Annotated in this window: 19 protein-coding genes and 1 tRNA gene; 10 read left to right on the top strand and 10 right to left on the bottom strand. The window is 70.3% G+C overall.

The features are described from left to right. Positions 1–33: 33 nt before the first annotated feature. Positions 34–837 (bottom strand): exodeoxyribonuclease III, encoded by an 804-nt coding sequence (locus OG568_RS29710; protein ID WP_329367400.1) that lies wholly within the window; start codon positions 835–837, stop codon positions 34–36. Positions 838–895: 58 nt separating this feature from the next. On the opposite strand from OG568_RS29710, the gene OG568_RS29705 reads away from it, so the two are divergent. Next, positions 896–1,381: a GNAT family N-acetyltransferase gene (locus tag OG568_RS29705; protein ID WP_266582992.1), complete on the top strand. Its 486-nt coding sequence runs from the start codon at positions 896–898 to the stop codon at positions 1,379–1,381. Positions 1,382–1,447: 66 nt separating this feature from the next. Here OG568_RS29705 and OG568_RS29700 read toward each other — a convergent pair. The 7 genes from OG568_RS29700 to galU all read right to left on the bottom strand — a co-directional run bounded on the left by OG568_RS29700 (position 1,448) and on the right by galU (position 7,051). Beyond that, a tRNA-Ala gene (locus OG568_RS29700) sits at positions 1,448–1,521 on the bottom strand. Positions 1,522–1,606: 85 nt separating this feature from the next. Then, complete coding sequence (sepX, locus tag OG568_RS29695; protein ID WP_329533761.1) at positions 1,607–2,944, bottom strand: divisome protein SepX/GlpR; 1,338 nt, start codon at positions 2,942–2,944, stop codon at positions 1,607–1,609. 177 nt (positions 2,945–3,121) lie between these two features. Continuing rightward, positions 3,122–3,748, bottom strand: coding sequence for a GNAT family N-acetyltransferase (locus tag OG568_RS29690; RefSeq protein WP_266434132.1), 627 nt, complete (start codon positions 3,746–3,748; stop codon positions 3,122–3,124). A gap of 23 nt (positions 3,749–3,771) precedes the next feature. Next, positions 3,772–4,284 carry a MogA/MoaB family molybdenum cofactor biosynthesis protein gene (locus OG568_RS29685; protein ID WP_329533760.1) on the bottom strand — a complete coding sequence of 171 codons (513 nt, stop codon included), beginning with the start codon at positions 4,282–4,284 and terminating at the stop codon, positions 3,772–3,774. Further along, positions 4,281–4,760 (bottom strand): cyclic pyranopterin monophosphate synthase MoaC, encoded by a 480-nt coding sequence (moaC, locus tag OG568_RS29680; protein WP_053852462.1) that lies wholly within the window; start codon positions 4,758–4,760, stop codon positions 4,281–4,283. Before moaC ends, OG568_RS29685 begins: the two co-directional genes overlap by 4 nt. A 61-nt stretch (positions 4,761–4,821) precedes the next feature. Beyond that, entirely contained in the window at positions 4,822–6,144 is a 1,323-nt protein-coding gene (glp, locus tag OG568_RS29675; RefSeq protein WP_329533759.1) for a molybdotransferase-like divisome protein Glp, read from the bottom strand. Positions 6,145–6,148: 4 nt separating this feature from the next. Continuing rightward, on the bottom strand, positions 6,149–7,051 hold the full coding sequence (gene galU / locus OG568_RS29670) for a UTP--glucose-1-phosphate uridylyltransferase GalU (RefSeq protein ID WP_329533758.1): 903 nt from the start codon (positions 7,049–7,051) through the stop codon (positions 6,149–6,151). Positions 7,052–7,184: 133 nt separating this feature from the next. Between galU and OG568_RS29665 the strand changes: the two genes are divergently transcribed. Next, complete coding sequence (locus tag OG568_RS29665) at positions 7,185–7,760, top strand: 5-formyltetrahydrofolate cyclo-ligase (protein WP_329536490.1); 576 nt, start codon at positions 7,185–7,187, stop codon at positions 7,758–7,760. Between the two features lie 90 nt (positions 7,761–7,850). Here the strand turns inward: OG568_RS29665 and OG568_RS29660 are convergent, their stop codons facing one another. Then, entirely contained in the window at positions 7,851–10,616 is a 2,766-nt protein-coding gene (locus OG568_RS29660; protein ID WP_329533757.1) for a penicillin acylase family protein, read from the bottom strand. A 305-nt stretch (positions 10,617–10,921) separates the two neighbouring features. Between OG568_RS29660 and OG568_RS29655 the strand changes: the two genes are divergently transcribed. The 6 genes from OG568_RS29655 to mscL all read left to right on the top strand — a co-directional run bounded on the left by OG568_RS29655 (position 10,922) and on the right by mscL (position 16,885). Further along, positions 10,922–12,478: a potassium/proton antiporter gene (locus OG568_RS29655; RefSeq protein ID WP_385068971.1), complete on the top strand. Its 1,557-nt coding sequence runs from the start codon at positions 10,922–10,924 to the stop codon at positions 12,476–12,478. A gap of 269 nt (positions 12,479–12,747) precedes the next feature. After that, positions 12,748–14,010 (top strand): MFS transporter, encoded by a 1,263-nt coding sequence (locus tag OG568_RS29650; protein ID WP_329533756.1) that lies wholly within the window; start codon positions 12,748–12,750, stop codon positions 14,008–14,010. Between the two features lie 68 nt (positions 14,011–14,078). Further along, complete coding sequence (locus OG568_RS29645) at positions 14,079–14,402, top strand: FmdB family zinc ribbon protein (RefSeq protein WP_329533755.1); 324 nt, start codon at positions 14,079–14,081, stop codon at positions 14,400–14,402. Between the two features lie 128 nt (positions 14,403–14,530). After that, a complete protein-coding gene (locus OG568_RS29640; RefSeq protein ID WP_329533754.1) occupies positions 14,531–15,364 on the top strand; it encodes an S-methyl-5'-thioadenosine phosphorylase in 834 nt (277 codons plus the stop codon). Between the two features lie 282 nt (positions 15,365–15,646). Then, positions 15,647–16,267 (top strand): hypothetical protein, encoded by a 621-nt coding sequence (locus OG568_RS29635; RefSeq protein ID WP_329536489.1) that lies wholly within the window; start codon positions 15,647–15,649, stop codon positions 16,265–16,267. 150 nt (positions 16,268–16,417) lie between these two features. Further along, positions 16,418–16,885 (top strand): large conductance mechanosensitive channel protein MscL, encoded by a 468-nt coding sequence (gene mscL / locus OG568_RS29630; RefSeq protein WP_329533753.1) that lies wholly within the window; start codon positions 16,418–16,420, stop codon positions 16,883–16,885. Positions 16,886–16,950: 65 nt separating this feature from the next. On the opposite strand, the gene OG568_RS29625 is transcribed toward mscL, so the two are convergent. After that, positions 16,951–17,151, bottom strand: a complete 201-nt coding sequence (locus OG568_RS29625; protein ID WP_266433765.1) for a hypothetical protein — start codon at positions 17,149–17,151, stop codon at positions 16,951–16,953. A 96-nt stretch (positions 17,152–17,247) separates the two neighbouring features. On the opposite strand from OG568_RS29625, the gene OG568_RS29620 reads away from it, so the two are divergent. Continuing rightward, positions 17,248–18,492 (top strand): low temperature requirement protein A, encoded by a 1,245-nt coding sequence (locus OG568_RS29620; RefSeq protein WP_329533752.1) that lies wholly within the window; start codon positions 17,248–17,250, stop codon positions 18,490–18,492. Next, positions 18,489–19,520: a P1 family peptidase gene (locus tag OG568_RS29615; protein WP_329533751.1), complete on the top strand. Its 1,032-nt coding sequence runs from the start codon at positions 18,489–18,491 to the stop codon at positions 19,518–19,520. The genes OG568_RS29620 and OG568_RS29615 overlap by 4 nt, the downstream gene beginning before the upstream one ends. Positions 19,521–19,900: the final 380 nt, after the last annotated feature.

The following is a 19,900-nucleotide window of genomic DNA, read 5'->3' as shown; positions in this document are numbered from 1 at the left end:
CGTGCCGATCGGGCACGGCACACCCCGCAGCCATCAGCTCTCGAAGACCACGGTCACAGGCGCGTGGTCCGACCACCGCTCCTCGTAGCTGGCAGCCCGCTCCACGAGCGCCTTGACCGCGCGCCCGGCGAGCCCCGCCGTGGCGACAACCAGGTCGATCCTCCACCCTGAATCGTTCTCGAAGGCCCGCCCCCGGTACGACCACCACGAGTACGGCCCCTCGGCGTCCGGGTGCAGTGCCCGTACGACGTCGACGTACCCGCCGTCGTCCGCGTCCAGGACGCGTCCCAGCCATGCGCGCTCCTCGGGCAGGAAGCCGGAGTTCTTCTTGTTGGCGCGCCAGTTCTTGAGGTCGGCCTCCTGGTGGGCGATGTTCCAGTCGCCGCAGACGACGACCTCGCGCCCGTCGGCGGCGGCGCGCTCGCGCAGCTCCTTCAGGTGGGCGAGGAACTCGTCCATGAACCGGACCTTCTCGTCCTGCCGTTCGGTGCCGACCTCGCCGGAGGGCAGGTAGAGGCTGGCGACGGTGACCCCGGGCAGGTCGGCCTCGACATAGCGTCCACTGGAGTCGAACTCCTCGGACCCGAATCCGATCCGCACCCGGTCGGGCTCGCGCCGGGTGTACAGGGAGACGCCCGCGCGCCCCTTGGCGGCCGCGGGGGCGTGCACGACGTGCCACCCCTCCGGCGCCCGGACCTCCTCGGGCAGCTGCCCGGGCTCGGCCCGTACCTCCTGGAGGCACAGCACGTCCGCGGAGGTCTCCGCGAGCCACTCCACGAAGCCCTTCTTGGCGGCGGCCCGGAGCCCGTTCACATTCACCGAGGTAACAGTCAGCACCCGGGCACGATACTTAATCCATTCCACCCAGCGGGCGCATAGATGTACGATACTCCGCATGCATATCCGCCCGGTCCCGTACGACCACCCCGACGCCGTCAAGCTCAACGACCAGGTGCAGGCCGAATACGCCGAGCGCTACGGCGATGAGGGCGATGTCACACCGCTCGACGCGTCGATGTTCAAGCCGCCGCTCGGCCTGTACCTCCTCGCCTACGACGAGCGGGACCGCCCGATCGCTTCCGGCGGCTGGCGCGGCCAGGACAAGAACGACGAGGGCTACTCGGACGGCGACGCCGAGCTCAAGCGCATGTACGTGACCCCAGGGGCCCGCGGTCTCGGCCTCGCCCGACGGATCCTCGCCGCCCTGGAGGACGACGCCCGCGCGGCCGGCCGCACCCGCATGGTCCTGGAGACCGGCGCCAAGCAGCCCGAGGCGGTCGCCCTCTACCTCTCCAGCGGCTACGAGCCCTGCACCAAGTTCGGCTATTACCGCTTCCACGAACTGAGCCTCTGCTACGCCAAGCCGCTGACCACTCGGTGAACGAGAGAATGTGGCCGAACAGGCAAGAACCCCGCCGGACGAATCCGACGGGGTTCTGAATTGCAGTGGACCTGAGGGGATTTGAACCCCTGGCCCCCTCGATGCGAACGAGGTGCGCTACCGGACTGCGCCACAGGCCCTTGCAACGAGTGAAACTCTAGCATCCCCGTCGGGGTGCTTGGAAATCCGTTCCTGGCTGGTCAGCCGGGGCTCCCGCGCGCCTGGTCATTCGTTGGCGGCGCGCGGCCGTTCACCGTCCTCGTACTGGTCGAACAGCGGAGTGCGACCGCGTTCGCGGGCCCGCCGGGCGGACGCGGCGCGCCGGGCGTCGCTGCGACCGTCGTCGGCGGCCTCGGCCGTCTCGGCGGCTTCGGGGCCCTCCTCGGCGGCGGGCTCCTCGTCACACGGCTCGACGGTGCTGGAGCGCGCGGAGCTCCACGCGTCCGGCGCTCCGAGATCGACGCTGGACGTGGCCCGGGGCGCGACCGGCGCGGTCACGTACGTCGGCAGCGGAACCGGCACCGGGTCCCAGCTGTCGCCCCGGCCGGGGCCCTGCTGACGCTCACGCTGCTGGTCGACCCACTCGGCGTGGTCGGTCTGCTCGACGAGCGCGCGCCGGTCGGCCGCGAGCGCGGACAGACCGGGGTCGGTCTCCGGCTCGGGACTGTCGTCGGGCTCGTCGGCGCCGGGGTCGAGGGTGGGCCGCCGACGCGGCTGCCGCTCCCGCAGCCGCTGCGCCGCGGCCTCGGCCCGGCGCCGGTCCATGGTGTACGTGAAGCGCCGGCGCTCCTGGGCGCGCAGATACACGATGTACGAGCTCAGCATCACGGCGGGCACGCCGGGCGCCCACAGGAACGCGAGCCCCCCGACGGCCGCCACGATCGCGCCCAGCGTGAAGGCGAGGAAGAGCATCACGGTCGTACGCCGTCGGCGCGCGAGGACCTTCGAGCGCCGGGCGCGCGCCGCGGCCTCCGCCGCGGAGGCCCGCCGCGCGGCCGGAACCCTGGAGGCCTCGGAGTTGGCCGAATCCGATCCCGAGCCCGAGCCCGAAGCCGAACTCGACGACGGTGCCGGCCCTGATCCCGCCCCCGACCCTGTCCCCTGTCCCGGCCCCTGCCCCGACCCCGGTTCCGGCGCCGACGATTTCGGCGCGGGTGGGGCCGACTGCTGTGGCACCGCCCGGCCGGCCGCGGAGGAGCCCTGTGGGGCACCCTGGCGGGCGGCGGCCTGCGGCGCCTGCTGCGGTTCGGGCTGGGCGGACGGCGGGAGTTGGGCCTTGGTCTGCTGCCGGACCGGAGGCATGGCGAAGGCCCGGACGTCCACCGAGTCGGTGACCGCGTCCGGATCGGCGCTGGGCTCCCCCTCTTCGGCGGAGCGCGCCCGCAGGTCCCTGGCGTACCGACGCTCCATTCCCGCCCGTCCGGACAGCAGCCGGATGGCGGTGCTGAAGCGTTCCGTCGGACGGGCTTCGTTCAGCTCGTCCTGCCTACGGAGCCACATCGGCACCAAGTAGGCGGCCCAGGCCCCGACGATGACTGCGTAGATGAGGCCGCTGCTGCTCACGTCTCACACGGTAGAGGGGTTTGCGTGAGGCCATCTGCCAATTCGGCCGGTGTGTCGCACGATCCGGCTGATATTTCGAGCTTTTTTTGTGACCGATGCGATCAGCAGGCCACAGGGAGCGCGAATTTAATGCCCTCAGCCGATCGCGCAACGATCAATTTCGAACATACATTTCATTTACTGAGTACCGGGCTTGCTCTGGTTCTCCGAGCGGCCCCGCATCGATCGTGCCCGCCGCCAACGCCCCAGCAACCCCTCCGGCACCTCTTCCGCGGTGAGCGCGAAGACGAGATGGTCCCGCCAGGCCCCGTCGATGTGGAGATAACGCGGCCGGAGCCCTTCCTCGCGGAATCCGAGTTTCTCCACGACCCGGCGGCTCGGTCCGTTCTCCGGGCGAATGCAGACTTCGATGCGGTGCAGCCCGACTGTGCGGAAGCAGTGGTCGGTCACCAGCGCCACGGCCGTCGGCATCACTCCGCGCCCCGCCACCGACTGGTCCACCCAGTAGCCGATGTGCCCGGAGCACATCGATCCCCAGGTGATCCCGGCCACGGTCAGCTGCCCGACCAGACGGCCCTGGTACTCGATGACGAAGGGCAGCATCCGGCCCGCGTTGGCCTCGGCGCGCAGATGCCGGACCATCTGGCGGTAGGTCGGCCGGTGCGCTATCGGACCGCTGGGCGTGGGCGGCGGAATCGTCGCCTCCCAGGGCCGCAGCCAGTCCCGGTTGCGCCGGTTCACCTCGCGCCAGGCCCGCTGGTCACGCACCTTTATCGGCCGGAGGACGACATCGCCGTCCACCAGTTCGACGGGCCAGGATGGGCTGTTCAGCTCGCACCCCCACTGCCGCTGGGTCCCGGGTGGTCGCCGCCACGGATCTGGTCGACGGCGTGGATCAGAAGGGGCTCCAGGACGGCCAGGCCGTCCTTCACCCCGCCGGTGGAACCCGGCAGGTTGACGATCAGCGTCCGTCCCGCGACTCCGGCGAGCCCCCGGGACAGCGCCGCCGTGGGCACCTTCTCTCTTCCGAACGCCCTGATGGCCTCGGGAATGCCCGGCACCTCGTGATCGAGCACGCGCCGGGTGGCCTCGGGCGTCCGGTCGGTGGGCGAGATCCCGGTCCCGCCGGTGGTCACGATCACGTCGTACCCGCCGTCGACACCCGCGCGCAGCGCCGCTTCCACCGGGTCACCGTCCGGCACCACCCGGGGACCGTCGACCTCGAAGCCGCACGCCGTGAGCCTCTCGGCGATCAAGGGGCCGCCCCTGTCCTCGTAAACCCCCGCGGCGGCTCTGTTCGAGGCCGTGACGACGAGCGCGCGGTACGACGGTGCCGTCATGCCCGGCTCCAGTCGCCCGACTTTCCGCCCGTCTTCTCTTCCACCCGTACGTCCGTGATGACCGCCCCCTTGTCGACCGCCTTGACCATGTCGATCACGGTGAGGGCCGCCACGCTGACCGCGGTGAGGGCCTCCATCTCGACGCCCGTACGGTCGGTGGTCTTCACGGTGGCGAGGATCTCGACGGCGTCGTCCGCGACCGACAGATCAAGCTTGACACCCGACACCGACAACGGGTGACAGAGCGGGATCAGATCCGGGGTGCGCTTGGCGCCCATGATGCCCGCGATGCGCGCGGTGGCCAGGGCGTCGCCCTTGGGGACGCCCTCACCACGCAGCAGTTCGATCACACGGGGCGAGACCAGGACACGGCCGCTGGCGCGGGCGGTGCGCGCGGTCACGTCCTTCCCGGAGACGTCGACCATACGGGCGGCGCCCGCCTCGTCGATGTGGGTCAGTCGGTCCTGCGTACTCATGTCTGCGCGGCGCTCCCGGTCGGGCCTCTTGTGCGCGACACGGTACCGCCACTCGGGGCACTCAGCCGAGCAGGACCACTTCGACCTCGGTGCCGGACTCGACCGAGGTGACGTCCTCGGGGACGACGATCAGCGCGTCGGCCTGGGCGAGGGCCGCGACCAGGTGGGATCCGGCGCCGCCGACCGGGGTCACCCTGCCGTCGGCGTACCTCCCGCGCAGGAACTGCCGGCGGCCGTCGGGCGAGGTCAGCGCCTTGCCGGTCTCCAGGGTCGCCTTGGTGGTGGGGCGGTGGACGTCGTCCAGGCCCATCAGGGTGCGGATCGCGGGGCGGACGAACAGCTCGAAGGAGACGTACGACGAGACGGGGTTGCCCGGGAGCGCGAGCAGCGGGGTGTGCTCGGGGCCGATCGTGCCGAAGCCCTGGGGCTTGCCGGGCTGCATGGCGAGCTTGCGGAAGTCGATGCCGCTGCCCGCCTCGTCCTCGTCGCCCACCGAGGACAGGGCCTCCTTGACGACGTCGTACGCGCCGACGCTCACGCCGCCCGTGGTCACCACCAGGTCCGCGCGGATGAGCTGGTCCTCGATGGTGGCGCGGAGCGTCTCGGCGTCGTCGGCGACCGCGCCCACCCGGTAGGCGATGGCCCCGGCGTCGCGGGCGGCGGCGCACAGGGCGAAGCTGTTGGAGTCGTAGATCTGGCCGGTGCCCAACGCCTCGTCGGGCTGGACGAGTTCACTGCCGGTGGACAGGACGACCACGCGCGGGCGCGGGCGCACGCGTACGGTGCCGCGGCCGATCGCGGCGAGCAGGCCGATCTGGGACGGGCCGAGGATCGTGCCGGCCTCGAGCGCGCGGTCTCCCGCCTTCACGTCGCTGCCCTTCGCGCGCACATGCGCGCGTGCCTCGGCCGGCCGGTGGACGTGGACCTGGCCGGAGGCGCCCTCGGGGGCGGCGCTGTGGGCGCGCATCCCGGAGACCGGACCCTCGCCCAGACCGCCGTCGGTCCACTCCACCGGGACGACGGCCTCGGCACCGGGCGGCAGCGGGGCGCCGGTCATGATGCGGGCTGCCTCACCGGGGCCCACATGGGGCTGCTCGCCCTGGCCTGCCGCGACATCGCCGACGACCGTGAGGACCGCCGGGTACTCCTCGCTCGCGCCCGTGACATCGGCGACCCGGACCGCGTACCCGTCCATCGAGCTGTTGTCGAACGGCGGCAGGGAGACCGCCACCGTGACGTCCTCGACCAGGACACAGCCCTGGGCGTCGAGGAGTTGCAGCTCGATGGGTTCGAGGGGACGAACGGTCGCGAGGATGTCCTCCAGGTGCTCGGTCACCGACCAGAGGTGGTCCTGGCCGGTGACACGGGTCGCGGCGCTGCTCAAATTCCTACATCTCCTCGGCTACGTAACTGCGAAGCCAGGTCCGGAAGTCCGGGCCCAGGTCCTCACGTTCGCACGCGAGCCTGACAATGGCACGCAGATAGTCGCCGCGGTCGCCTGTGTCATAACGGCGCCCCTTGAAGACGACGCCGTGCACGGGGCCGCCGACCTTCTCGTCCTGCGCGAGCTGCTGGAGGGCGTCGGTGAGCTGGATCTCGCCGCCGCGGCCGGGCTCGGTCTTGCGGAGTATGTCGAAGATGTGCGGGTCGAGAACGTAGCGCCCGATGATCGCGTAGTTACTGGGCGCGTCCGCCGGGTCCGGCTTCTCGACCAGGCCCGTCACCTTGACGAGGTCGCCCTCGTCGGTGGTCTCGACGGCCGCGCACCCGTAGAGGTGGATCTGCTCGGGCGCGACCTCCATGAGCGCGATGACGCTGCCGCCGTGCCGCTCCTGGACCTCGACCATGCGGGCGAGGAGGGGGTCGCGGGGGTCGATCAGGTCGTCGCCGAGGAGCACCGCGAAGGGCTCGTGGCCGACGTGCGGCGCCGCGCACAGGACGGCGTGGCCGAGGCCCTTGGGGTCGCCCTGTCGCACGTAGTGCATGGTGGCCAGGTCGCTGGACTCCTGGACCTTGGCGAGCCGGTCGGCGTCGCCCTTCTTCTGAAGGGCGGACTCCAGCTCATAATTGCGGTCGAAGTGGTCCTCGAGGGGGCGCTTGTTGCGGCCGGTGATCATCAGGACGTCGTCGAGACCCGCCGACACGGCCTCTTCGACCACGTACTGGATCGCCGGCTTGTCGACGACCGGCAGCATCTCCTTGGGAGTGGCTTTGGTGGCCGGCAGGAACCGGGTGCCGAGGCCTGCTGCAGGGATGACAGCCTTGCTGATCCTGGGGTGCGACTCAGTCATGCCCGTAACCATATCCGGTGGCTATGAGCAGAATCTGATGCTCCACCTTAATAACTCTCATATGAGCGCACAAGGAACGGTACGGGAGCGATCCGTGAGCCATGCCGGACGTGAGGCAGAGCCTGACAAGCGAATGTTGCGGCGAGGATTCCTCGCGGTGAGGAGCAGGTTGACACCGTACGACCTGCGGGAAGCCGCCGGAACCCTGGCCCTGCGGGCGCTGGAGCTGCCGGAGCTGGCGCGGGCGCGCACGGTGGCGGCGTACGTCTCCGTGGGGAGCGAGCCGGGCACCCTCGCGCTCCTGGACGCGCTCCACGCGCGCGGGGTGCGCGTGCTGCTGCCGGTCCTGATGGCGGACAACGACCTGGACTGGGGCGCGTACGCCGGAGAGGGCTCCCTGGAGCGTGTCCAACACGGCGGCAGGATGGCCCTCTTGGAGCCGACGGGCGAGCGGCTCGGCCCCGAGGCCGTCCAGGAGGCGGACGCCGTCCTGCTGCCCGGCCTGGCGGTGGACCGGCGCGGGATGCGCCTGGGGCGCGGCGGCGGCTCGTACGACCGCGTGCTGGCCCGTCTGGAGCGCGCGGGGGCCGATCCCGCGCTGGTGGTGCTGCTGTACGACGCGGAGGTCGTCGAGCGCGTCCCGGCGGAAGCGCACGACCGTCCCGTCCACGCGGTGGTGACGCCTTCGGGGGTGCGCCGCTTCGACTGACCGGGCCCGGGTGCCGAAAGGGCCCTCCACGCGTGCGTGGAGGGCCCTTTCAGCTGTCACCGTCAGTGGCTCACGGTCGCCGTCGAAGGCTTACGGCTTGAGCACCAGGGTGTCGGTCGTGCTCTTGTCGACCGCCTTGCCCGAGAAGGACCACGGCAGCAGTTCGCCCTTGGCCCACTTGTCCGTCTGGTCGGTGTAGTGGGCGCTGTAGGCGTGCCCGGAGGCGCCGGAGAGGTTGATCCACTTCGACTTGTCGAAGTCGTCGAGGTTGACCACCATCCGCATGGAGGGCACCCAGACCACTCCGTAGCCGCCCGCGGCGTTCCAGCCGGTCGCGTTGACCGTCGCCTCGCCGCCGCTGAGCTTCCAGGGGCCGCGGTTGAGCATGTACTGCAGGGCGCCGGGACCGTCGGTGCCCAGGGTCTGGTTCTTCAGGAACAGGCGGTGCAGCCGGCCCCAGCTCCAGGTGTCCATGTCCTTGCCGAGCTTGGCGGTCAGCTCCCAGCGGGCGTCCTTCATGGCCCGCCCGAACAGCTCGTCGCGGTTGTCGGCCGCCTTGTCCAGGCGCGTCTTGGGCGCCTTCCACCAGTCGTTGTTCTGGTCGTCGATGATCTTGCGGACCACCTCGAACCAGCGGTCGCCACCGTCCGGCTGCGCCTGGTCCGCCTCGCGCTGACCGCACTCACGCACGGTCTGGTTCTCGTCCGCGGGGCCGGTGGTGTCGACCGGGGCGACGTTCAGGCACTGGCCCTTGACCCGCAGCTCCTTGGGCAGCTTGTTGCCGAAGGCCAGCTTGAGGATGTTGCGCCAGGTCGCGTTGAAGTACGCGGCCGCCGCGGAGTCGGCGTCCTGGGTGTAGTCCCAGCCCTCCAGCAGCTTCTGCGCGTCACGGACGTTCTTGTCGGGGACGTCGATCTTGAGCAGCTTGGGCACGATCAGCTTGGCGATCTCGCTGCTGTCGTCGAGCTGCATCTGACGCATGTCGTCCGTCGAGATCTTGCCGCCGCCCTTGGTCTTCGCCTCGATGAGGTCGGTGATCCGCTGGCTGCGCGTTCCGTAGCCCCAGTCCGTGGTGAGCGTGTAGGGGTACTTGTCCTTGTCGACGACCGCCTGGTTGGCGGTGACGATGTAGCCGCGCTTCGGGTCGTACTCGTAGGGAAGCTCGGACTGCTTGATGTAGCCGGTCCACGTGTACTTGGGGTCCCAGCCGGGCGACGGGAGCGAGCCGTCGTCGCCCTTCGCCCGGGTCGGGATCTTGCCGGGCAGCTGGTAGCCGATGTGGTTGTCGGTGTCGGCGTAGATCAGGTTCTGCGAGGGCACGTCGAAGGACGCGGACGCCTTGCGGAACTCGGACCAGTTCGACGCCTTGTCCAGCTGGAAGACGGCGTCCATGGAGTTGCCCGGGTCCAGGGCGGTCCAGCGCAGCGCGATGGCGTAGCCGTCACCGCGGTCGGGCGCCCTGCTGTCGACGGTGGCCTTCTTGCCGACCTTGACCAGTTCGTCGTCGCGGTCGGAGAGCAGCGGCATGCCGTCCTTGGTCTCCCGGACGACGATCGTCTTGTCGGCGCCGCCCGCGACCTTGATCGTTTCCTTGCGGGTCGTGAAGGGCAGCACCTTGCCGTCGTACTCGTAGCCCTCGCCGGTGATCTTCTCCAGGTAGAGGTCGGTGACGTCGACCCCGGAGTTGGTCATGCCCCAGGCGATGTCCTGGTTGTGGCCGATGACCACGCCGGGCATGCCCGCGAAGGTGTAGCCGGAGACGTCGTACTGGCACTTGCTGGAGACGCTCGTGCAGTGCAGGCCCATCTGGTACCAGACCGAGGGCAGCGAGGCCGACAGGTGCGGGTCGTTGGCCAGCAGCGGCTTTCCGGTGATGGTGTGCTCGCCTCCGACGACCCAGGAGTTCGAGCCGATGCCGTTGCCGTTCACGCCGACGGCGGTGGGCACGTTGTCGAGCACGTTGTAGAGCTTGGAGAGCTGGCTCTGCAGGCCGTCGGGCGCGGTGGTGTTCCCCGCGAGTCCGGTGCCCGACGTGGACTGCGTCCCGCCGCTCGTCGTCGTGCTGCTGCCCTGGACGTACGACCCGGTGACGCTGTCGTACTGACCCTCCTGCGTGATCGTCTTGTTCCGGCTGTACGGGTAATCCGGGTACAGGTCGGCGATCTGCTTCGGGCCGAGACGGCTGGTCATCAGGGAGCGGTCGATCTCCTCCTGCATGTTGCCGCGCAGGTCCCAGGCCATCGCCTTCAGCCACGCGACCGAGTCGACCGGGGTCCACTCCTGGGGCTTGTAGTCGTTGGTGAAACCAAGGGCCGCGTACTCCAGGGAGATGTCCTTGCCGTCCTTGCCCTTCAGGTAGGCATTGACTCCCTTGGCGTACGCCTGGAGGTACTTCTTCGTGGAGGCCGACAGTTTCTTGTCGTACTCCTCCTTGGCGACCCGGTCCCAGCCCATCGTGCGCAGGAACTCGTCGTTCTTGACCTGGCTCGAGCCGAACATCTCGGAGAGCCGGCCCGAGGTCATGTGACGGCGGACGTCCATCTCGTAGAACCGGTCCTGCGCCTGGACGTAGCCCTGCGCCATGAACAGGTCCTCGTCGGACGAGGCATATATCTGTGGGATCCCGTTGCCGTCCCGCTTGACGTCCACGGGGCCTGACAGCCCCTCGAGCGTGAGGGAGCCCGTGGTCTGCGGGAAGGAGGCACGGACGGTACTGACCCCCCAGTAGCCGCCATAGGCAACGCCTCCGAAGAGGGCCAGAACCAGGACGATCAGGAACAGTCGGGCCTTGCGCCCCTTCTTCCTGCCGGACTTGCCCGGCTTCTGGCCGGAAGAGGCGGTGGTGTTCGGGGGCATCGCTGTCCTTGCTGTCCTAACGCGAGCGGCAGGCGGTCCTGGAGTGCTGGAGCAACCATAGGCGCAGGGCCCGACGCGCCTTGACGCGGAGTCGGGTACCAGGACGGACGAGCGTTCGATCTCGGCCCCAGGAGCGTCAAGAAAGCGTCAAGAGTTAGGTAAGGTAACGAAGTACTTGGACTCATGTACCGACTTCGGGTGTCCGGATCGACGTGCGCGGATCGACGCGATCGCCTCGATTCCACGTGTCGACATCGACGCGATCACATCGAATCGACGTGTTCACATCCACACGCTCGAATCCAGTGCCCGGATTGGCGAGAAGGGAACAGCCGCTGACTGTCCACCACCTCAACCAACTCCTGCTCGTCTGCTCGCTCGTTCTGCTCGTCGCGGTGGCAGCGGTTCGTATCTCTTCGCGCAGCGGGCTCCCCAGCCTGCTCGTCTACCTCGGCATCGGCATCGCCATGGGCCAGGACGGGGTCGGCAACGTCCACTTCAACAACGCCGAACTGACCCAGGTCATCGGGTACGCGGCCCTGGTCGTGATCCTCGCCGAGGGCGGTCTCGGCACGAAGTGGAAGGAAATCGAGCCGGCACTGCCCGCAGCCACCTCACTGGCACTGGTCGGCATCGCGGTGAGCGTCGGGGTGACCGCCACGGCCGCTCACTACCTGATCGGCCTGGAATGGCGGCAGGCGCTCATCATCGGCGCGGTGGTGTCCTCGACGGACGCGGCGGCCGTCTTCTCGGTGCTGCGGAAAGTACCCCTCCCCGCGCGCGTGACGGGCATCCTGGAGGCCGAGTCCGGCTTCAACGACGCCCCGGTGGTCATCCTCGTCGTCGCGTTCTGCACGGCGGGCCCCGTGGAGCACTGGTACGTGCTGCTGGGCGAGATAACCCTGGAGCTGGCCATCGGCGCGGCCATCGGCCTCGCGGTGGGCTGGCTCGGCTCCTGGGGGCTGCGGCACGTGGCACTGCCCGCCTCCGGTCTCTACCCGATCGCCGTGATGGCGATCGCGGTCACCGCGTACGCCGCGGGCGCGCTCGCGCACGGCAGCGGCTTCCTCGCCGTCTACCTCGCGGCGATGATGCTCGGCAACGCCAAACTGCCGCACTGGCCCGCCACCCGGGGCTTCGCCGAAGGGCTCGGCTGGATCGCCCAGATCGGCATGTTCGTCCTGCTCGGCCTGCTGGTCACCCCGCACGAGATGGGCGACGACATCGTGCCCGCCCTCGTCATCGGCCTGGCGCTCACCATGGTGGCGCGCCCGCTGAGCGTCGTGGTCAGCCTGGTGCCCTTCCGGATTCCGTGGCAGGAGCAGACACTGCTGTCCTGGGCGGGCCTGCGCGGCGCCGTACCCATCATCCTGGCGACCATCCCGATGGTGAGCGGCATCGCGGAGAGCCGCCGGATCTTCAACATCGTCTTCGTCCTAGTCGTCGCCTACACCCTCATCCAGGGCCCCACGCTGCCCTGGCTGGCCCGGAAACTGCGCCTGGGCGAGTCCGAGGGTCCCGCCGACCTCGGGATCGAATCGGCACCCCTGGAGCGACTGCGCGGCCATCTGCTGTCCGTCGCGATCCCGGAGGGCTCCCGCATGCACGGCGTGGAGGTGGCCGAACTGCGCATGCCCTCGGGGGCCGCCGTCACCCTCGTCGTGCGCGACGGGACGTCCTTCGTGCCGCTGCCCACGACCGTCCTGCGACGCGGTGACGAGCTGCTCGTGGTGGCCACCGACCCGGTCCGGGACGCGGCCGAGCGACGGCTGCGCGCGGTGGGCCAGGGCGGCAAGCTGGCGAGCTGGCTGGGCCTGCCGGGCAACGGCACCGGACCGCACTCCCGACATTCCGGACAGTGAACGGGACATTGAGGGGCGATGTGCATTCACAGGCGAACACCGCCATGGTGCTCACTTTCACAGGCACCGCAGCGCTCACCCCTGTACGATGAAGGCACACCTTGATCGAACCAACTCTGCCTGAAGCAGAGCTGGCGCGACCGTATGGCGGTCGTGACGCCCTCGCAGGGGGCGGCGCGGCATCTACCGCAGTTCCGCGCAAGAGGACAGCTCTCGGCGCCCGCCCGGCATAAGGGGCCGCGCTACCAGGCGGCAGAAAGGCACGGGCCGTGGCATCCACGGTCACCTCCCGCCCCGGGTACGGACAGCTGCTGCGCACCCGCGGCGCCTGGACGTTCCTGCTTCCCGGCTTCGCCGCACGTCAGCCCTTCGCGATGCTGACCCTCTCCCTCGTACTCCTCGTCCAGCACACCACCGGCTCGTACGGGGCCGCCGGCGCCGTCGCCGCCGTCACCGGCGTCTCCATGGCACTGTTCGCGCCCTTCACCGGCCGTCTCGCCGACCGCCACGGACAGCGGGCCGTCCTGGTGCCCGGCGTCCTGGTGCACACCCTGGCAGGCTTCTCCCTGACGGCGCTGGCGCTGACGGACGCCCCCTTGTGGGCCCTTTTCGTCGCCGCCGTGCCGACCGGCGCCTCGGTGCCCCAGGTCGGGCCCATGGTGCGTGCCCGCTGGGGCGTGAAGCTCCAGGACTCGCCCCTGATGACCACCGCGGCGGCCTTCGAGTCCGTGACGGACGAGCTGACCTTCGTGTTCGGCCCGCTGCTCGCCACGGCGCTGTGCACCGCCGTGCACCCGGCCGCGGGCCTGCTGACCGAGGCCGGGCTGACCCTGATCGGCGGTCTCCTCTTCGCCGCGCAGAAGAGCACCCAGCCCGCTGTCGCGGCCGCCGGGCACACACGCGTGGAGCACGGTTCCGCGCTGCGGGTCCCCGGAGTGCGCGTGCTGATCGTGACCTTCCTGGGCATCGGCTCCGTCTTCGGCGGTATGCAGGTCTCGCTCGCCGCGTTCAGCGAGTCGATCGGCGAGCCCGGTCTGAACGGCGTCCTGTACGGCGTCTTCGCCGCGGGCAACATGCTCTCCGGCGTCGTCTGCGGCGCCGTCGCCTGGAAGGTGGCCCCGCGGCGGCGGCTCGTCATCGGCTACGCCGCCCTGACGCTCGCCGCGTCCGGACTGTGGACCGCGCACTCCGTGGTCGTGCTCGCCGGTCTCGGCCTCCTGGTCGGCATGTGCATCGCTCCGTCCCTGATCACCGGTTACACGCTGGTCGAGGGCCTGGTCCCGGCGGGCGCCCGCACCGAGGCCTTCACCTGGCTGACCGGCGCCGTCGCGCTCGGCCAGGCGGCGGCCGTCACGGTCGCGGGACAGCTGGAGGACCACTTGTGGGACGGTGCCGGATTCCTGGTGCCGATGGCCGGTACGGCACTGGCGCTGGCGACCCTGCTGGCCCTGCGCTCACGGCTGACAACACGGCCCACCGAACGCACCGTCGCACGTGGCGTCGGTCACCGAGTGCCGGTGACAGTGGACTGATCTCGCGGAATACGTCAGTATGGACTGTCGTTAGCACTCACTGAGTGAGAGTGCCAGGAGGAAGACAAGTGCCGACCTACCAGTACCAGTGCACCGAGTGTGGCGAGGGCCTCGAGGCGGTGCAGAAGTTCACCGACGATGCCCTGACCGAGTGCCCCAACTGCGGTGGCCGCCTGAAGAAGGTGTTCTCGGCCGTCGGCATTGTCTTCAAGGGCTCCGGCTTCTACCGCAACGACAGCCGCGGCTCCTCGTCGAGCAGCTCGCCGGCGAAGCCGTCGACCCCTTCGACGTCGTCCTCGTCGTCGACGACCTCGTCGTCTTCGTCGGACTCGAAGTCGTCGAGCGCGAAGTCGTCGGGCAGCGGCTCGTCGAGCAGCAGCTCGGCCGCGTAGAACCCGAACAGCGGTCCGGCCGCGGCTCGGCCGCACAGGACTTTTCCCCGGGGACCCCGCCGTCGTACGACGGCGGGGTCCCCGGCGTTTTCGGAGGCAGTCCTTCGAAGCCAGCTACTGTGCTTGTCATGGCGAACGCAGAGATCGGTGTCATCGGTGGCTCGGGCTTCTACTCCTTCCTCGACGATGTGACCGAGATACAGGTCGATACCCCCTACGGGCCGCCGAGCGACTCCCTGTTCCTCGGCGAGATCGCCGGGCGACGGGTCGCCTTCCTTCCCCGCCACGGCCGCGGCCACCATCTGCCGCCGCACCGCATCAACTACCGGGCCAACCTCTGGGCGCTGCGCTCCGTCGGCGCCCGGCAGGTCCTCGGGCCGTGCGCGGTGGGCGGGCTGCGGGCCCAGTACGGTCCGGGAACGCTGCTCGTGCCGGACCAGATGGTCGACCGTACGAAGGCACGGACGCAGACGTTCTTCGACGGGCTGCCGCTGCCTGACGGCACCGTGCCGAACGTCGTGCACGTGTCCCTGGCCGACCCCTACTGCCCCGTCGGCCGCAAGGCCGCCCTCGAAGCGGCGCGCGGGCGCGACTGGGAGCCGGTGGACGGCGGCACGCTCGTGGTGGTCGAGGGGCCGCGATTCTCCACCCGCGCCGAGTCGCTGTGGCACCAGGCGCAGGGCTGGTCCGTGGTGGGCATGACCGGCCACCCCGAGGCCGCGCTCGCCCGTGAACTCGAACTCTGCTACACCTCGTTGACCCTGGTCACCGACCTCGACGCAGGCGCGGAGGCCGGCGAGGGCGTCTCGCACGACGACGTGCTGAAGGTGTTCGCGGCGAACGTGGACCGGCTGCGGGACGTGCTGTACGACGTGGTGGCGGCACTGCCGGGGAACGGGACGCGGGACTGTCTGTGCACGAAGGCGCTGGGCGGCATGGATCCGGGGTTCGAGATGCCGTGACGACGGCTGCCGACAGCTGCCGACGGGCGCCGAAAGGCCCCGACGGGCGCCTCGGCGGGGCCTTCCCCCGGGTGGAACCTCCCGTTCGGGTGAGGGAGTTGTCCACAACCCGTCGGTAGTCCACCGGCGCCGACGGGCTCCGCCGCGAGGCCTCATCGTGGGATCGCAAGCCGATCTCTCGTCGCAGGTGGTGGTCCCATGGCACAGCACGCTCCTCTTGCACGCCCGCAGGACACGGATCTCGTACGGGCGCCGGACACGGATCTCGTACGGGCGCCGGGCATGGATCCCGTACGTCCGCGCGGCACGGATCCTGTGGGGCCGCCCGGCACGGATCCCGTGCGGCCGCCCGGCGTGGACGCGCCTCCGATCTGCGAGGTGCCCCAGTTCGCCCCCGTGCACGTGCGCGGCGGGCGGTACCGGCTGCGGCGCCTCACCCGGCACAAGCGGCGGGCCGTGGCCGCGGGGCTCGCCGTCACGGCGGCGGCCCTCGTGGCGGCGGGCCCAGGTGACGCCGGGCGGGCCCGGGGCCATCCGACGGGAGCTCCCCCGTCCACGTCCGCTGCCTCTCCTCCGTCCCCTTATCCCTCCCCCCTCCCCTCTCCTCGCTCTTCTTCCTCTTCTCTGCGGGGGCGGGGCGCGGTGGAGATGGTGGCGGCGCCGGTGCGGATCGCCGACGCGGCCACGGTGCGGCTGCTCAGGCCCGGCGACCGGGTCGACGTGATCGCGGCGGACGGTGGCAGCGAGGGGCGCGTGGTCGCGGCCGGGGCGCGGGTGGCCGAGGTCCCGGACTTCGCCGCCACCGAGACCGGGGCGCTGGTGGTGCTCTCCGTGCCCCGGGCGACGGCGGCGCGGCTCGCCGGCGCGGGCACAACGGCCCGGCTGGCGGTGACACTGTGCTGAGCACCGCCCCGAACACAGTGCGGACTGCCGTCCTGGATATCGAATCGGTGTCAAGTCGCCAGATCGAGCTGCCTCGTTGGACAGGTCCGGCGTGCCCTGCCGTAGGTTGCGGAGCTGTTTGTTCCACAACTTGTGCAGAGGGGCCTCTTAGTGAGCGAGAAGAAGCAACCCGGTGTCCTGGAGGGCTTCAAGGCCTTTCTGATGCGGGGCAACGTCATCGACCTGGCCGTCGCGGTGGTCATCGGCGCGGCCTTCACCAACATCGTCAACTCGGTGGTGAAGGGCGTCATCAACCCGCTGGTGGGTGCGATCGGCACGCAGAACCTCGACAGTTACAGATCCTGCATCAAAGGGTGCACCGGCACTGGGGGCACGGCTACGGGCGTCTGGATCCTGTGGGGCTCCGTGCTGGGAGCCACGCTCAGCTTCGTGATCACCGCGGCCGTCGTCTACTTCCTGATGGTCCTGCCGATGTCGAAGTTCCTGGCCCGGCACGCGGCCCGGCAGAAGGCGAGGGAGGGCACCCAGGAGGTCATCGAGGTGTCCGAGCTGGAGGTGCTCAAGGAGATCCGCGACGCCCTTGTCGCCCAGCGCGGTTCGGGACGCAGCCAGTACTGACGACGGGGCCGACTCCGCAAGCTCGGGGTCGGCGTCGGGCGGCTCGGGCGGCGAGGCCCGGCGGTTCAGAGGTGGTGCGGCGGCTTCTCGTCGAGGAACCGCTTCAGGTCCGCCGCACTGTCACTCTCGCCACCGGACTGTTCGCCCCATCCCCGGTCCGTGTCGTCCGAGGACTGCCGGTCCAGCGGGTCGTCAAAGATCAGCGCGGACTTCGGATCACGCGGTGCGGACGCGTCACGCGGTTCGGGGGTGGGGGCGGTACTCATGCGTCCCAGGGTACGCCGAGGGGCCTCCGGCCCACCCGGGCACGGCCGCGGACCCCAGCCGAGCAACCTGGACTCCTTTCTGCTGTGCTTGGCCCTATGACGTCCAGCACCGCTCCCGAACCCACCCCGACGCCCAGGACAGCCCGGCTCGGGCCCCTGCGCAGGATGACCGCCCGGAGCAGGGACGAGGAGCACCGCGTCGCATCGCCGCTGGAGCTCTTCTTCGACCTGTGCTTCGTCGTGGCCATCGCCCAGGCGGGCATGCAGCTGGTGCATGCCGTGGCGGCGGGACACGCGGGCGAGGGCCTCCTCAACTACGCGATGATCTTCTTCTCGATCTGGTGGGCGTGGATGAACTTCACCTGGTTCTCCTCGGCCTACGACAACGACGACGCGCTGTACCGGGTCGTGACGCTGGTGCAGATCGCGGGTGTCCTGGTCCTCGCCGCCGGGGTGTCCCAGGCGTTCGAGCACCATGTGTACACGGCCGTCTGGCTCGGCTACGTGATCATGCGCTTCGCGTTGATCGCCCAGTGGCTGCGGGCGGCCCGCGGCGCTCAGGGCCCCGAGAAGACCATGGCGTTGCGGTACGCGGGCGGTGTGTTCCTGTGCCAGATCGGCTGGCTGGGGCTGCTGGTCCTGCCGCAGTCCGGGCGTCCCTGGGTGTTCCTGGTGATGGCACTCGCCGAGATGTGCGTCCCGTTGTACGCGGAGAAGGACTTCGTCACCTCCTGGCATCCGCACCACGTCTCCGAGCGGTTCGGCCTGTTCACGATCATCGTGCTGGGCGAGACGATCGCCGCGTCGACGGTCGCCGTGAAGTCGGCGGTGGACGAGCACGACGCGCTGCGCGAGCTGTTGCCGATCGCCGCCGGCGGACTGCTGATCGTCTTCGCGGCCTGGTGGATCTACTTCGTGGTGCCCATCCACGGGCATCTGCGGTCCAACAGACAGTCGTTCCTGTGGGGCTACGGCCACTATCTGATCTTCTCGTCGGCGGCCGCGATCGGCGCGGGCCTGGAGGTCGCGGTCGAGGAGGCGGTGGGCAAGACACAGATCTCGACGCTCGCCGCGTCCGCCGCGGTGACACTGCCGACGGCGCTGTACTTCCTCACCGTGTGGCTGTTGCACGCGCGCCATTTCAAGGTGGGCATCGCACAGCAACTCGTCCTGCCGATGACGGCGTTGCTGGTGATCCTGTGCACCTTCCTGGGCAGCTGGGCGGTGCTCGCGGCGGGCATCGTGGCGGCGCTGTCGGTGGTGGTCGGGCTGGCCCTGACGGCACGGACGGGCACGGGAGAGGGGGCGGGGACCGCGGAGCGGGAAACACTGGAGGCATGACAGTTGACGCTCTGACGGATGTCGCGGGGCTGCGCGTGGGACACGCGACGCGTACCGGCGACGGTTGGCTCACCGGCACCACGGTCGTGCTCGCCCCTGCGGGCGGCGCCGTCGCGGCCGTGGACGTACGCGGCGGCGGCCCCGGCACCAAGGAGACCGACGCGCTCGACCCGCGCAACCTGGTGCAGAAGGTGGAAGCGGTCGTACTGACCGGCGGCAGCGCGTACGGGCTGGACTCCGCGTCCGGGGTGATGGCCTGGTTGGAGGAGCGGGGCCGCGGGGTGCGGGTGGGTCCCGATCCGGCGCACGTGGTGCCGGTCGTGCCCGCCGCCTGTGTCTTCGACCTGGGCCGCGGCGGCGACTTCCGGGCGAGGCCGGACGCGGCCACGGGCCGGACCGCGGTCGAGGCGGCCGACGCGAGCGCGCCGGGCGCGCCGGTGCCGGAGGGGTGCGTGGGCGCCGGGACGGGGGCGACGGTCGGGCTGATCAAGGGCGGGGTCGGGACGGCGAGCGCCGTGCTCGACTCGGGGATCACGGTGGCCGCGCTGGTGGTGGCCAACGCGGCGGGTTCGGCGCTGGATCCGCAGACGGGGGTGTTGTACGGGGAGTTGCTGCGAGACGGTCGTACGGCGTATCCCTCCGCCGAGGTCCACGAGGCGGCGCGGCAACGGCTCGCCGAGGCCGCCGCGAAGAACGCGCCTCCGCCGCTGAACACCACGCTCGCCGTCGTCGCCACCGACGCCGACCTCACCCGCGCCCAGGCCCAGAAGCTCGCCGGCACGGCACACGACGGCATCGCGCGCGCCGTCCGTCCGGTCCACCTCCTGAACGACGGCGACACGGTCTTCGCCCTGGCCACGGGTGCCCGTCCCCTCACTCCCGACAACCCCTTGGCCCTCAACGAGATCCTCGCGGCGGGCGCGGATCTGGTGACGCGGGCGATCGTCCGCGCGGTACGAGCGGCCGACCCGGTGGACGGACCTGGCGGGGTGTGGCCGTCGTACGGGGAGCTGTACGGGAGCGCCTAGGGCCTTTCCGGCGGATCAGGTCGGAGGGAACCAACGGTGCCTCACCAGCGCAGGTGAGCGGGGCTTGGTGCGTACAGCTGCAAGGCGGAGGAGGGCGTCGACGCGATGGGGGTCCCCCCGCTCTGGGGGTACCTCCCAGGCCCTTAAGGCACTGGGGGAGAAGCCGAGAGTGGAGGAGTCGGCAACCGACGACAACGCCGCTGGGGGTACCCCCTCTGGGGGAGGGCGTGCCAAGCCCCGCGTCTGCGGCATGATCCGCCGGACAGGCCCTGGTCCGTGATGGCGAGTGGTCTGCCGCTTCGGCCGACACCAAGTCGAGGTGGTGGAAAGGCGAGTTCGCCGGGCGTCCGTCGGGTCATTGTCCCGGTTCTGTCACGCGA

Source organism: Streptomyces sp. NBC_01450, assembly GCF_036227505.1.
Lineage (GTDB): Bacteria > Actinomycetota > Actinomycetes > Streptomycetales > Streptomycetaceae > Streptomyces.
Note: the sequence above shows the minus strand (reverse complement) of the source record. Positions and strands in the feature narration are given on the sequence as shown.

What these genes read in the sequence shown, in the direction of transcription:
- OG568_RS29705 (WP_266582992.1), top strand. Translation starts at nt 896, where the DNA reads ATGCATATCCGCCCGGTCCCGTACGACCACCCCGACGCCGTCAAGCTC.
- OG568_RS29685 (WP_329533760.1), bottom strand. Translation starts at nt 4,284, where the DNA reads ATGACGGCACCGTCGTACCGCGCGCTCGTCGTCACGGCCTCGAACAGA.
- moaC (WP_053852462.1), bottom strand. Translation starts at nt 4,760, where the DNA reads ATGAGTACGCAGGACCGACTGACCCACATCGACGAGGCGGGCGCCGCC.
- galU (WP_329533758.1), bottom strand. Translation starts at nt 7,051, where the DNA reads ATGACTGAGTCGCACCCCAGGATCAGCAAGGCTGTCATCCCTGCAGCA.
- OG568_RS29665 (WP_329536490.1), top strand. Translation starts at nt 7,185, where the DNA reads ATGTTGCGGCGAGGATTCCTCGCGGTGAGGAGCAGGTTGACACCGTAC.
- OG568_RS29660 (WP_329533757.1), bottom strand. Translation starts at nt 10,616, where the DNA reads ATGCCCCCGAACACCACCGCCTCTTCCGGCCAGAAGCCGGGCAAGTCC.
- OG568_RS29640 (WP_329533754.1), top strand. Translation starts at nt 14,531, where the DNA reads ATGGCGAACGCAGAGATCGGTGTCATCGGTGGCTCGGGCTTCTACTCC.
- OG568_RS29635 (WP_329536489.1), top strand. Translation starts at nt 15,647, where the DNA reads ATGGATCCCGTACGTCCGCGCGGCACGGATCCTGTGGGGCCGCCCGGC.
- OG568_RS29625 (WP_266433765.1), bottom strand. Translation starts at nt 17,151, where the DNA reads ATGAGTACCGCCCCCACCCCCGAACCGCGTGACGCGTCCGCACCGCGT.
- OG568_RS29620 (WP_329533752.1), top strand. Translation starts at nt 17,248, where the DNA reads ATGACGTCCAGCACCGCTCCCGAACCCACCCCGACGCCCAGGACAGCC.
- OG568_RS29615 (WP_329533751.1), top strand. Translation starts at nt 18,489, where the DNA reads ATGACAGTTGACGCTCTGACGGATGTCGCGGGGCTGCGCGTGGGACAC.